Below are 13,024 nucleotides of genomic sequence, written 5' to 3' on the forward strand. Positions count from 1 at the left end.
TTATAATGGAGCGCAAAGTCCTTATTAAATGCAGAGGTAAACAATCCCGACCAGAACTAGCCAAAAAGCTAGGTATTACCCCTCAAATGCTAGGTGCACTTGAAAGAGGAGATAGAACTCCTTCATTAGCATTGGCTAAAACCATTGCAGATTATTTTGGCGTTACCGTTGACGAGATTTTTTTTAATCAAAAAAGAAACGATACGTGTCTGAAAATAACTGAATCAACGAAGGAGGTCATCTAATGAACCGATTAATGCTTGTTAAACACGACGGTCGACTTCTTGCTGACAGTCGAGAAGTCGCTGAAATGACAGGAAAAAGACATGACCACTTAGTTAGAGATATCGACGGTTATATGAAGTACTTAAGTCAAAACCCAAATTTGGGTGCTGATAACTTCTTTGTTGATAGCGAATATAAAGCAGGCACAGGTCGTTATTACAAACATTATCTTCTAACTAGAAAAGGATGCGACATGGTAGCCAATAAAATGACTGGCGAGAAAGGTGTGCTATTCACTGCAGAATATGTCACTCGCTTTGAAGAAATGGAGCAAGACCAGCCGAAAGTTCTATCCGAAAAGGAACAACTTATGGCATCCATGAAACTATCCATTGAACACGACGAAACTCTCGAACAACACGATAGTCGACTAACTCACTTGGAAGAGACCATGAGAATCGATGGTGCAGAGGAACATCGTATTAAGAAGAAAGCTAATGCAAAGATCATGGAAGTCATTGGGGGTAAAAAAGCTCCAGCGTATGGCGAACTAAGCAGACATGTATTCTCAACTTTCTGGAGAGACTTCAAGAATCATTTCACGATTCCAAGGTACGGTGATCTACCGAAAAAGCAGTTTGAAGAAGGTCTTAGATTTATTGAATTCTGGCAGCCCGATACAAGCTTAAGAATGGAAATCGAAAGCACCAATTACCAACAATCCATGAGGGAGGTGATCTAATTGAACATCGAATTTGATGAACAGTTTTACGAAAACATCGCTGTCAAGGTTGCTGAAAAACTAGCTGAAAGAATGGGCGAAAGTAGAAATCAACCAGAGCTTCCGTTGATCCTTACTCGCGATGATGTAAAAGAGCTGATGGATATAGGTGAAAACAAAACATCAGAATTAATGAGCATACTGCCAAAGATCAAAGGGTTCTCTCATCCTAAAATTCCATCCCAGTTTTTTTTGGAATGGATTAGCGAGAATACTGAATGGGTTGAAAAGAACGCTGGGAAAAAGTCCAAAATTGTTTCTGTTATTTAACACACCACAAGAATAGCACCATGACAACTAAATATTGGTACCTCTTTAGGTACAAAGGGAGTGGTTGAAATGAAAGAAAGCAGAGTTGGTAGAACCTTAAAAGAATTTAGGGAGAGTCTTGGAAAATCACAAGAATTATTCTCCAGAGATGTTTTACTATCTAGAGAATCTTTAAGTAAGCAAGAGAACGGACAGAGGAAAATACAACCTGGACTAACTAGCCAATTTACAAGTAAGTATAACAACCCATGGCTGGCTCTTGAAGCAGCCAACGAATACATTGGGTGGGGTATTACATCCTTAGATGGCCCAGCAGCTAGGAACGATAGATACTTTCTCCAGCTAATATTAGAGAAAGAGTTGTTGGAAGCTATTAAGGCTATTCCAGAGGTGAAACTAACTGAGGACTCAAATAGTATACAATCAATGGAATTACAAGATATTCGTAGGTCGGTTAAGGTAATGGCTAGAGTTGTTCACTATTCAACGTTATACATGGCGATGTTATGTGATGAGTACAATATCAGTTGGTTAAAGATATGGAAAGACCATAATATCGATTTAAAATCAAATGGCTATGTATCTAGCGAATCGTAGATTATAGAAAAGAGGTGAAAGAATGCAAGGTTGGCTAAAGCTTCATCGCAAAATCCTTCAAAGTGAGATTTTTGAAAATGAAAAGATGTTAAAGGTTTTTATCTATTGCCTTACGAAATCAAGTCATAAAAATACTGAATCTAGAGTGGGAAGGCAAAAGATTCAACTTGAACCAGGACAATTTATATTTGGTCGTAAAAAGGCTGCATCTGAATTGAACATGAATGAATCGACGGTTCGTGATTACTTAAAAATTTTAGAGGAAGATGAGGTAATTACTATTCATTCCACCAACAAATATAGTGTCATAACCGTTGATAACTGGGCAATTTATCAATCTAACGATGAAGAATACGACAACAAAACAACACCAGATAACCAGCAAAATAACAGCAATTTACCATCAGAAAGACAGCAGAAAGACACATACAAGAATGGTAGAGAACTTAAAGAAGTTAAGAATGTAAAAGAATTTATTACTACAACTACTGCAGAACAAATGGAGTGTCCCATTCAATTTTATAAAAACAACATTGGCGCTATACGTCCTAAAATCTCAGAAGAAATAGCAAACTGGAGTGAAGACCTTGGAGAATCGTTAATCTTGGAAGCCATGAGGCGCTCTCTGGATCGTAATAAACCAACGTGGGGGTATGTGAAGAGTATTCTTCAGTCTTGGGTCAATAAAGGAATTCGAACAATTGAACAAGCAGAGGCAGAAGAAGTTGAATATAAAAATAAAAAGAATAGAAATGGTCCATTTACTAAAAGCTCTCCCCAAAAGGAAGTGATTCCTGAGTGGTTCAATGACCGAGAAGAACAAGAAAAGCAAGATATAAATAAACAACCTAGCATTGATGATACAGCTCGGACCATTGAGTTAGCGATTAAGCTAAAAAGATCGAGGGAGAATATTCTTGAATCTATTGATGATCGTTATAACCTTTCTGAAGAAGATATAGCTTCTATTAAGGAAGGTAAATGTTCAGCTAAAGAGGTTTTATTAGAACAATTAAAGCTTAGAGTAGTTGGGGAGCCATAACATGGGAGGTGGTAAGGTTGAAATCCAATAAAAAGCACTTTGCTTACTATGACATTTCTTCACAAGCTGACAATGTAAAAACCTTTGAAGGAAAAAGGTATAATGTGCATGGCATTTGGGCGGTGGATCGCCATGGTAATACTGAAAAGCTTGCCAGTATCTATTATAGAATTCGAACGGTAAAGGATGGTCAATTTAGAACCATTGCTAAACGTAAAAATCCTATGAGTGAATTGAGACCTGTTAAGTAAATATAACGATTTTAATACGTGCTTAAATAGCACACTCAGATCCTTGAAAATTACATATCTATGCTAGGAAAAGAAAGGTCACAGAATTTTCCTAGTTGTTGATAAGTGTTGGGTGCGTGTTACGCGAAACGCATCTAGTGACCGGAAAAGCGTTGTATCAACGATGGTTTTTCTATTTAAAGTGAGGGGAGTACTGATGAAACTTTTAATAGTAAGAGCTAGATACATAAAGTTCTTCGTATATGCTAGAAACGTTGTGCTTTGCAGTACAGTATTATCATTAGTGAATGCTGCATAGGGTTGATTGTATCTTGCCAAAAACAATCTTTATACCATTAAGATGATCTACCAAATCATGGATTTATATTTAAGTAGGTGTTAGAATCGTTATACAAATCACTTGAGAGGAGATTGATCTGATGGCAAAGCGTTGGATCGGTGGTTTGACTGGATTTGTTATAGTTTTAATCCTAGTTGGTTGCGGGTCACAAGGAGCCACAGGTCAAGTCGAGTCTTTATCACCAGAAGAAATGGAAAAGTATATTGAGAATAACGAAACAGCTTATATCTTGATTAACAGTACTGAAGATGAAGAAGAACGTAAGGCCAATAATCAATTAGTAGAAGAAAGCATTGAAACAATTAAAGTGAAAGAGATTAATGCCCAATCAACTAAGATGTTGGAGAACGATTTAGAGTTAAACGATTTAGGGTTAAAGAATATTCAATTTGGAACATTAGGTATTTATGAAAATGGAAGCTTAACAAAATATGTTTCCTTAAGAAGTGTTGACCACCCTTCTGAAGATGAAAAGGAAAAAGCCTTGCAAGAATTTATAGAAAATAACGCATCATAACGGAAGTGATCTTTAATGGATCGCTTCTTTTTTTATGCCAAAAACCCTTTAAAGGAGGTGATAACAATGGGAGCGACAAATCGTGAGCTAAAACAATCGAAGGACTTAGTTCAAACCCTATTAACTATTCAAGACCTATCCTACAATGATTGGCTGCATGAGAAACACCAAGAGTATATTCAAGAGAATCAGGATGTTGTTATGAAATCTTTGCTGCATTACAAAGGAATGAATGAAGAGAAGAACGAAAAAATTTAAAGGAGTGTTTTGAACATGAAATTTCTAACTGATTATTCCATGCTATCTGCCATTAGTAATCTTCAATCTACGGGTGCTTCAATACTGACAGCCATGCAGTTGCTCGGTATTATTTCTGCTGCCATTGCTTTTGGAATAGGAGCGTATCACCTTATTTGGGGAGGCGTTCGAGGTCGCCAAAGTTCTATTGTTTGGTTTATTGGTGGTGCCATCGGGCTGGTGATTTTGATGGGAGCTACAGCTATTGCCCAATACATTGATAGCCAGGTAGTTTTTTAAAGGAGCGATATGCGAATGCGAATAATATTCACGTCAAAGCTAGATGGAGAGATTACTAGTTTTCACCCGTACTCTTTTGAAGAAGTCGTAGAAAAGACAGACGATCTTGATAAGAAATGGAAAAAAAAGAATGCGCAACAGATACATCTCGATTTTATGCTATCAAATGAAGAGGGAGATAAACTGTATAGTGGCACGTATGTTGTGGGTTCAGAAGATACCACAAACATCTACGACCATATCTGCCAGAAGCTTGTACAACTCCCTATGAGAAATCATCAACATGAAACGGAAAGAGACATTCTTCTACAACAACTAACATCCCATACGCCGACGAATTATCAAATGGATGTTACGGAATTAGTGAAAAAGAATACCGAGACATCCTCTACATGGAATCGAACGAGTAAACGTGGAAAGGTTCTTGCTATTTCTTTATTAAGTTTTCTTGTCCTAACCATTACGGCTTCAATTGCGTTAGCCGTAATGGTTAGTGGACATGCGAAGGAATTAAATAGCGCGAATGGAGAGCTGACAGAGGTAAGAACATTGAAACAAGCATACGAAACAGCGTTGAGGGGGGATAGGGATGAAGCTGTGAACCATTTAAAAGATCAAGAAGAGCTAAGTGAATCTGAACAAAAAGCTCTGGTTTACATGCTCGTTTCAGAAAAGAAGTATAAGGAAGCTCTCAAGTATGCAGAACAGAAAACAGCTTCATTCCTAGCGAGTCAAGTGATGGAGATCCACGGAATAGATGAAACCAAGGAATTTCAAGAATCTCATCCAAGTCCCGTCGGCGCTTTTGAAGTGGCTTTCCACACAGAGGAGTATGAAAAAGCGATCAACATCGATGGCCTGCCTATGTCAGCTGAACTTTTTAAGGAAAAAGGGATGGCCTACTTGAAACTAGATCAACTAGAAAAAGCGAAGAAAATGGCTAGTGAGGCTAAAAATGATAATTTGAATGAAAAAATCAACGAATACGAAGAGTTGGAAGAACAGTTAAAGAAACTGAACAGTCAAATAGAAACCGAGAAAGAATCAGATAATGAAGACCAAGATAAAATCGATGCTTTAGAAGGAGAAAAAGAAGAGTTCAAAACCCAACAAAATAATATATAGGAGGGCGATTATTTTGAAATCGATCATCGCTAAAAAGCAGGTGCTTATTCCATTAAGCATCTGTTTTTTTATGGTGACGATGCTTGTGGCCACATTCATTTGGAATTTAGGGTTGGCCATGTGGTCGACCTTACAAACATTTCCGGAATTTAACCAGCCATTAGTGATAGAAGCATCGCATTTCATAGATTTTCATATGAAGGAGCAGCCGTATTTCTACGGCTTGGCGGCTTTACTAGGTCTCCTCGGTATCGCTCATATGATTTATAAACTTCGCAGTAACTTTAGTCCAGTGGGAACGGATGAAAAAGGATCCCAGCGATTTGCTACGAGAAAAGAAATTCACCAACAATACAAAGCTATCCCTGATCGCAGGAGTTCCTATTCTGGTCAAGGTGGCCCTGTATTAGCTCGCAAAGGTGAGAACGCTTATATCGATCCATCTCCCGTCAATAATTTGATTATTGGGACAACACGAAGTGGGAAAGGGCAAACGTATGTGATTCCCACAATTGATGCCTATTCTCGGGCGGAGAACCAACCATCTTTAGTGATGAATGATCCTAAGGGCGAACTGTTCGCTTCTAGCCGTGAAACCCTTGAAAGTCGAGGGTATGAAGTAGAAGTTCTTAACTTAATGAATCCGATGCAAAGCATGAGCTTTAACCTGTTGGAGCTAGTCAAACAATCCTATCAAGATGGTGATTATTCTACAGCTCAAACGCTATGCGAAACGATCACTCACATGCTCTATCACAATCCGCAAGCGAAAGAGCCGATGTGGGATGATTCGGCTAAATCTCTTGTCAATGCGATGATCCTAGCGATTACGGAGAAAAGCATTTCAGAAGGAACAGAAGAAAAAATCACGATGTACACCGTAGCTAACATGTTATCAGAGTTAGGAACGAAAAATGACATCGATGAAAATGGTCAAGAATTTAACGCGCTGGATCAATATTTTCAAAGCTTACCCCAATCGCACGTGGCGAAAGAGCAGTATGCGACAAGTAATTTCTCGAAAGGAAATACACGTTCCAGCATTTTTACAACAGCTATGAATGGGTTAACGAAGTTTACGATGAGCGAAACCGCTAAGATGACAGCGAAGAACTCGTTAGATTTGAAGAAAGTAGGTTTTGGTCAATTTGTTAAAGGCCAAGGTGCTCCTTTTTCAAAAGTGTTTGTCACGTTCCCTGATGGGGTGAAAGAAACCAATCAATCGGGAGAGAGTGGTACCTGGACAATTAATTTCTCATCGAAGTTGAAACCAGGGGACCTCTTAACTGTGGTACAAGATAAAGAACCCGTTTCTTCGAAGCAAAGGCGGAATCAAACTAAAAAAGAAAATTATGAAGAATGTGAAATGACCATTAAGGTTGATGAAATTAATGAGGATACGGGAGAGGTTCTCTTTTCCTCTCCCTCTCTTTCCGATAGTGAAATTAGAGTCAAAAGAATCACTTATTTCACAAAACCGATAGCTATCTTCATGGTAACGCCGGATTACGATACATCAACGCACGCGATACCTTCTATTTTTGTGAGTCAGTTGTATTATGTGTTATCCAAAAATGCTGCCATAGCAAAGGGGCAGAAATGTTTGCGTGAAGTGGTCTTTATGCTGGACGAATTCGGAAATATGCCCGCTATTGCAGATATGGACAATAAAATAACCGTTTGTCTGGGAAGAAATATACGTTTTCACTTAGTTGTTCAATCCTATGCTCAATTAAAGGATCTGTACGGGGAAGATGGACAGGCCACGATCCGTGGGAATTGTGGGAATGAGATTTATATCCTCAGTGCCGATTACGATTCAGCTTCTTCCTTCTCATCTAAATTAGGTAAAAGGACATTGAATACGCAAACACGCTCTGGCTCCACTTTCTCTTTAGATAAGTCAAAAACAGAAAGCACAGAGGGGCGAGATCTACTCACAGCTAACGAACTTCAAGAACTAGAGGAAGGGGATACGGTAGTTCGTCGTGTTTTAATGAGGCGAGATAAGAAGGGGAGAAAAATACGAGCATTTCCCATTTACAATACAGGCAAACACAGTATGAAGTATGCTCACACGTATTTAAGTCAGTATTTTGATACGAGCCGATCCATTACTGAAGAAGAAATACACACCCCGCACCGTTATATTAATCCAAAAGAATTGGTTATTGATTTTAATAACTATTCCCTTCCCAAAACGGAGAAGGAAAATAACGTGGAGATAACAGCTGGTGAAGCTGAAAATGGTCCTTTTGAAGAAGATCGTGTAAGAAGCGAACCTTGGAAAGAACAAAAGGTAGGAGAATTTCTCGATAATAGTACTCTGCATATGGTCCACCAACAGGTGGCCCCCCTTTTACATCACAGTAAGGAAGAGATGGACCAGGAGCCCATGGAGGTCTTCCTTGACCATATAAAACTGTTAGGAGATGGACAGGAAATCAACCGGCAGGTATACGATCACATCCGAAAGCAGACAGACAAATTAAAAGAAGAACAAGAGCACTTGCTTAAGAATGAAAAAGAAAAGACTCCCATGTGAGGGATACTAAAAAGGGGGTGAAACGATGTCAGATGAAGAACTATTAGAGAAATTGCTAGAGTTTTCCGAGGTGTTGTCAACGAATAATATTTTCATATCGGGCTTACGGATTATGGGTTGGGGGATTATATTATTTCTGAAAATGATTGTAGATAGCCTAGAAGGCATGGTCGACAGTGTCTTATCATTAACTGACTTCTTCTTAAGTGAACCCGTCCAAAGTTTTCTGGATACTATTCAACCTGTGCTTTACGTATTGTTAGCCATTTCATTAGCGATGATTGGTTTTCGGTTGATTTTCAATAAAGAAAAAAATCGTGCCGATCTACCAATGAACCTCTTCCTATCCGTGATGACCATTAGTCTATTGACGTTTGGGATGGGACAAGTCAATGATTTTACTGGGGATGCAGTCAATGTGGCCCAAGTGAACACCGACTCCTTCACGACTTCTGACCGAGTGATGACCGACTATGTTACGGACATTGCCGTATACGATGAAACAGGCTGGGAAAGCCCCGATGTTGACAACCAACATCATATAAGTCCCAATAATCTTGATAAGATATCAATAAATGAGACTCTTACACGTGAATTTGATAAAGCGAATGGTGATCAATTATCTGAACAAGGAAAAAGAATTGTTATGAATAAAGTTGGCTTAGAATCAAATGGGGAAGAGGGATTAGTAGAGTTAGGCAAAAGTGGTTTATTTGATTTCTTGCCAGAAAATTATTACCGGTGGCATGTCGATTGGTTTACAGCCATCGTTACACTGGGAGTCATGGCTTTTACGATGATTCTCATATCCATTAAAATCGCTAAGCTATGTTTTGAACTTGGGTTTAATCATATCGTGGCTCTTATTATGGCTTATGCCGATATCTCGACAGGGCAACGATTAAAAGCGATCATAAAGAATATTGGTAGTATTTTTGCTTCGTTAATTATGATTTTCCTGAGTTTGCGTGTGTATATGTATTACACTACCTTTATCGGTGAAAACCTTGAAGGGATAAGCTATTTAGTGGCTCTGATTGCTGGGAGTTTAGCAGTGATTGATGGACCGAATATCGTTCAGAAGCTTTTCGGCATAGATGCTGGGCTGAAAAATGCTTGGCATGTAGCTATGGGCGGTTATCTAGCATCGAAAACGTTAGGACCACCTGTAAAGAAAGCTACGGGAGCAATCGCTAGTGGAGGAACTAGTGCCGTTATGAATACGGGAGCTGGGGCAGCTGGTGCCGTTTCAGGAATGGCAGGGAGTAAAACAAAAGGGAAGTCACGGGGAACTGAACAAAATAAGCAAACGGATAGTCCGACACAGAGTAACAGAACTCAGGAAGAGAGACAGTCTCAAAAGCAAGAACCAAGTCCCATGGAATCCTCCCAGAGAGGCCGTTCACCTTCTCCTAAAGGGTCCACTTTATCTGGGAATTCCATGAATACTACTCCTCAAGAAATGAGCGAAGAAAAGCATCAACCTTCCTCTAACTCGAGTAACCATCAGCGTTCACATGATGATGAGAGTCAAGGGAAGCAACAAGCAAGTGCTTCTTTGGAAAAGAGAGAAAATAAAAACAATAACAAGACTATAGAAAAACCAGAACAGAACCCTAACCATGATGTTCAGAAAGATCAAGGAACCACACCATCACCTCAAGAAGCTCCAGCAACTACAGATGACATACCGATGCCTAATCAGCAAAGAACGGAGCAGCGAACCGTTAGTCAATACGTAAGGGATCAAGCTCAGGAACGGATTCAAAATAACAGAAAGGTACAGGGGGCGAAGCGAACGTACAATTTATCACGAAATTCCACGGAAAACTGGAAAAATAAAATCAAGAAACGCGGACAGGGATCTTAACTTTGTTCGCGTTTTTGTTTTGAGAAAGGAGATATGAACCTTGCAGTACAAAATTCCTTCTGAGATTGGAAGTGAACTTAAAATCAACCGGCTGTTTTACCTTACCGATTTACTTGTGGTTTTAATACTGGGAGGGATTGGCTTTACTTTTCGATATGTGGTGCATCCCTCGTTAGTTTGGTACTACGTCATCTTTTGGATTGTGTTAATGGTTGCTTGGTTAATACGTCCGAAAACCAATCCAAAGCTGAGGATGGCGAAAGTGTTGGTATTAGCTGTCAGCCGCGATCGAGTGACCTATTGTGCCGTAGATACAGAAGCAAAAGAGAAAGGAGAATTCTAAATGCCTGGAAGAGAAAAAGGAAAGGCTAGGTTCATCGAAGAGAGTGAAGAGCAACAAGCGCTTTTCGATGAACGAGCTAAGCGACGAAAAAAATATAAAACACCTAAGGCTCGAAAGAAAAAAAGAGAGGCGGTTAAAGCTTCTATGGCAGACATCCTCCCGATTCAAGATATGACGTCGGATGGATCCTTTGAGCTTCAAGAAAACAAAGGGTACATGGATGTGATGCAGCTGCAAAGTAAGGATATTTACTCTCCATCTACGCAAGAAACGGAGTACGACATTATGATGATGGCTAAATTCTTTCAATCCTATGCTCACGACATTAAGGTTGTCTCTATGAATTTTCCAGTGGATATGCAAAAGCAATTAGACGCGATCCATCGTAAAATTGCCCAAAACACAGCCCCTTTATATGAACGATTCTTACTTAAGAAAAGGGATGAATTGCAGTTTCTAGAAACTCATCGAACCAACCGCGAGTTTTATTTATATATTTACGCTTCAAGCCTTAAACAGCTATCGGAATACCGTAATAACTGTCGTCGGTACCTTGGACGAGTGACTCCCATCATTGAATTAACTGATGAAAAGAAGCTTGATTTAATTTATAAACTCAACAATCTCAATACCAAATTGGAAAAAAGGGGGTAAAAAATTGTTTTCATTCCTTAAAAAAAGAAACGATGAAGAGGAAACCATGTCTCGTGGATACAATCCCTACTTATTAGCTCATGTACAACCACAAGGAGGCATTCACTTTCAAGAATCTTATATTCGCAAAGGGGATGGTTTTGAAGCTTGTGTCCATGTTTATTCCTTCCCGAAGAACGTGTCTGATTTCTGGTTAGAACCGATTTTTAATATGGAAAATGTGATTACCACTATGGATGTCGTATCAGACGATCGTTACAAAGTACGTGATGGATTAAATAAAGGGATGGCCGAACAAAGTTCCCGTATCATCAACGAGAAAGATAATGCAGGGATTATCGAGGCACAAAATAATTACGATGATTTACGAGAGCTTTATAACCAAGTATCAGAAGAGGGCGAAATCGTTAAGCGTGTCCATCTTCGCCATTACGTCAGTGCCCCTACAAAAGCTGAATTAGAGGATAAAGTGAAAGCAGTATTGTCCAACTTACAAGATGAAAATTTCCGAGGGTCCATTTTCTTAAATGAACAGGAGTATGAATGGCAATCCCTTCTATCGAATTATACAGAACAATCCACTTATCAGAATAAACGGGAAGGGCAGCCGATTCCAGCATTAGGCTTAGCTGGTGGTTTTCCTTTTCATTTTACGAGTCTTAATGATCCTTATGGCACTTTTTACGGCACCACGTTAACCGGAGGGAATGTAGTTTTTGATTTATTTCATCGGGATAAGCAGCGAAAAAGTTATAACGGGGTCATGGTCGGAGCGATGGGGGCAGGGAAATCTACTACACTCAAGAAAATCATGCTGGATAATGCGATCAAAGGATATAAAGTTCGAACGTTTGACGTGACAGGGGAATTTGCCGAATTAACGGAAGCTCTAGGAGGAAAACAAATTGCCTTAGATGGATCGGATGGTGTCATTAATCCCTTACAGGTCTATCGAACTGCTGAAGGTGAGTACACGTCCTTTACCCAGCATTTATCGAAGTTGACCACGTTTTATAAGTTCTTAGCTCCAGAAGCTACAGATAGTGAATTAAAAGAGTACGAGAATTTATTAAGGAAACTTTATGAAAAGACAGGGCTTTGGAGAGATGAGGAAGACTCAAACATTACGAAACGATCGGTGAATGATTATCCTATATTTACAGATTTCCTGGCGTTTATTGAAAATCAACTCTATGAAAATATCGAGGAAGGAAAGCAATGGGAGAAAGTGAGCCAGGAGAGAAAACGGCGGCTGGAAAGTATTGAATTGAACATTCGTAATATCGTTGAAACTTACGCTCACTTGTTTAATGGAGCTTCAACAATTGAACACTTTGATGCCCAACAAGTGGTTACCTTTACGTTGCGTGGGCTATCTCAAATGCGAGCCGAGGTTTTTCAAGCCCAACTGTTTAACGTATTAAATCTCCTTTGGGATTCGATGCTGACGAATGGAGCTCCACAGTTCGATGCGTATGATCGAGGGGAACTCGCGTTTGAAGATGCAGTTCGTTATCTCATCTTAATGGATGAAGCTCATCACATCATCAACACAAAAAAGAAAAGCGAAAGTGCGTTAGACTTCCTTACCAAGTTTAGTCGGGAGGCACGAAAATATTTTGGGGCATTGCTTTACGCCAGTCATACCATTCGTGACTTTGTGCCGGAGGGTTCGGATCAAAGTATGGTGGAAGAAATTAAGAAATTATTTGAACTCACGCAGTACAAAATCATCATGCAGCAGGATAGTAACAACCTAGAGATGATGCAGCAAATATTTACCGGACAGCTGAGTCAAAGTGAGCTTCAAGATATCCCTTACCTTCAAACAGGAGAGACAATGCTAAGCATTCGGGCAGTGGAGAATATTCGCTTTAAGGTAGAAGTGTCTGATGAAGAATTAGATTTGTTCGGAGGGGGTGCATAA

Annotated in this window: 15 protein-coding genes; all 15 read left to right on the forward strand. The window is 39.5% G+C overall.

The window, feature by feature from the left end:
- Positions 1–5 precede the first annotated feature (5 nt).
- The gene (locus tag HBHAL_RS03210; protein WP_014641899.1) at positions 6–245 is read left to right on the forward strand and encodes a helix-turn-helix transcriptional regulator; all 240 of its coding nucleotides are present in this window, start codon (positions 6–8) and stop codon (positions 243–245) included.
- Positions 245–967: a phage regulatory protein gene (locus tag HBHAL_RS03215; protein ID WP_014641900.1), complete on the forward strand. Its 723-nt coding sequence runs from the start codon at positions 245–247 to the stop codon at positions 965–967. The genes HBHAL_RS03210 and HBHAL_RS03215 overlap by 1 nt, the downstream gene beginning before the upstream one ends.
- Positions 968–1,276: a hypothetical protein gene (locus HBHAL_RS03220; RefSeq protein WP_014641901.1), complete on the forward strand. Its 309-nt coding sequence runs from the start codon at positions 968–970 to the stop codon at positions 1,274–1,276.
- Positions 1,277–1,345: 69 nt separating this feature from the next.
- A complete protein-coding gene (locus HBHAL_RS03225) occupies positions 1,346–1,873 on the forward strand; it encodes a helix-turn-helix domain-containing protein (protein ID WP_014641902.1) in 528 nt (175 codons plus the stop codon).
- Positions 1,874–1,895: 22 nt separating this feature from the next.
- Positions 1,896–2,915 carry a DnaD domain-containing protein gene (locus tag HBHAL_RS03230; RefSeq protein WP_014641903.1) on the forward strand — a complete coding sequence of 340 codons (1,020 nt, stop codon included), beginning with the start codon at positions 1,896–1,898 and terminating at the stop codon, positions 2,913–2,915.
- Between the two features lie 8 nt (positions 2,916–2,923).
- Positions 2,924–3,166 (forward strand): hypothetical protein, encoded by a 243-nt coding sequence (locus HBHAL_RS03235; RefSeq protein ID WP_014641904.1) that lies wholly within the window; start codon positions 2,924–2,926, stop codon positions 3,164–3,166.
- Between the two features lie 419 nt (positions 3,167–3,585).
- A complete protein-coding gene (locus HBHAL_RS03240) occupies positions 3,586–4,023 on the forward strand; it encodes a hypothetical protein (protein ID WP_014641905.1) in 438 nt (145 codons plus the stop codon).
- A gap of 66 nt (positions 4,024–4,089) precedes the next feature.
- A complete protein-coding gene (locus HBHAL_RS03245) occupies positions 4,090–4,281 on the forward strand; it encodes a hypothetical protein (protein WP_014641906.1) in 192 nt (63 codons plus the stop codon).
- 15 nt (positions 4,282–4,296) lie between these two features.
- Positions 4,297–4,560: a hypothetical protein gene (locus HBHAL_RS03250; RefSeq protein WP_041601178.1), complete on the forward strand. Its 264-nt coding sequence runs from the start codon at positions 4,297–4,299 to the stop codon at positions 4,558–4,560.
- Between the two features lie 15 nt (positions 4,561–4,575).
- Positions 4,576–5,685: a hypothetical protein gene (locus HBHAL_RS03255; protein WP_041601179.1), complete on the forward strand. Its 1,110-nt coding sequence runs from the start codon at positions 4,576–4,578 to the stop codon at positions 5,683–5,685.
- A 13-nt stretch (positions 5,686–5,698) separates the two neighbouring features.
- On the forward strand, positions 5,699–8,230 hold the full coding sequence (locus tag HBHAL_RS03260) for a VirD4-like conjugal transfer protein, CD1115 family (protein WP_014641909.1): 2,532 nt from the start codon (positions 5,699–5,701) through the stop codon (positions 8,228–8,230).
- Positions 8,231–8,255: 25 nt separating this feature from the next.
- Positions 8,256–10,100 carry a pLS20_p028 family conjugation system transmembrane protein gene (locus HBHAL_RS03265; RefSeq protein WP_014641910.1) on the forward strand — a complete coding sequence of 615 codons (1,845 nt, stop codon included), beginning with the start codon at positions 8,256–8,258 and terminating at the stop codon, positions 10,098–10,100.
- Between the two features lie 40 nt (positions 10,101–10,140).
- Entirely contained in the window at positions 10,141–10,443 is a 303-nt protein-coding gene (locus tag HBHAL_RS03270) for a DUF5592 family protein (protein ID WP_014641911.1), read from the forward strand.
- Complete coding sequence (locus HBHAL_RS03275; RefSeq protein WP_014641912.1) at positions 10,444–11,097, forward strand: hypothetical protein; 654 nt, start codon at positions 10,444–10,446, stop codon at positions 11,095–11,097. It begins immediately after the preceding gene.
- Between the two features lie 4 nt (positions 11,098–11,101).
- Entirely contained in the window at positions 11,102–13,024 is a 1,923-nt protein-coding gene (locus tag HBHAL_RS03280) for a VirB4 family type IV secretion system protein (protein ID WP_014641913.1), read from the forward strand.

Source organism: Halobacillus halophilus DSM 2266 (assembly GCF_000284515.1).
In the GTDB taxonomy this organism is placed as follows: domain Bacteria; phylum Bacillota; class Bacilli; order Bacillales; family Halobacillaceae; genus Halobacillus; species Halobacillus halophilus.

What these genes read in the sequence shown, in the direction of transcription:
- HBHAL_RS03210 (WP_014641899.1), top strand. Translation starts at nt 6, where the DNA reads ATGGAGCGCAAAGTCCTTATTAAATGCAGAGGTAAACAATCCCGACCA.
- HBHAL_RS03215 (WP_014641900.1), top strand. Translation starts at nt 245, where the DNA reads ATGAACCGATTAATGCTTGTTAAACACGACGGTCGACTTCTTGCTGAC.
- HBHAL_RS03225 (WP_014641902.1), top strand. Translation starts at nt 1,346, where the DNA reads ATGAAAGAAAGCAGAGTTGGTAGAACCTTAAAAGAATTTAGGGAGAGT.
- HBHAL_RS03230 (WP_014641903.1), top strand. Translation starts at nt 1,896, where the DNA reads ATGCAAGGTTGGCTAAAGCTTCATCGCAAAATCCTTCAAAGTGAGATT.
- HBHAL_RS03240 (WP_014641905.1), top strand. Translation starts at nt 3,586, where the DNA reads ATGGCAAAGCGTTGGATCGGTGGTTTGACTGGATTTGTTATAGTTTTA.
- HBHAL_RS03245 (WP_014641906.1), top strand. Translation starts at nt 4,090, where the DNA reads ATGGGAGCGACAAATCGTGAGCTAAAACAATCGAAGGACTTAGTTCAA.
- HBHAL_RS03250 (WP_041601178.1), top strand. Translation starts at nt 4,297, where the DNA reads ATGAAATTTCTAACTGATTATTCCATGCTATCTGCCATTAGTAATCTT.
- HBHAL_RS03255 (WP_041601179.1), top strand. Translation starts at nt 4,576, where the DNA reads ATGCGAATAATATTCACGTCAAAGCTAGATGGAGAGATTACTAGTTTT.
- HBHAL_RS03265 (WP_014641910.1), top strand. Translation starts at nt 8,256, where the DNA reads ATGTCAGATGAAGAACTATTAGAGAAATTGCTAGAGTTTTCCGAGGTG.
- HBHAL_RS03275 (WP_014641912.1), top strand. Translation starts at nt 10,444, where the DNA reads ATGCCTGGAAGAGAAAAAGGAAAGGCTAGGTTCATCGAAGAGAGTGAA.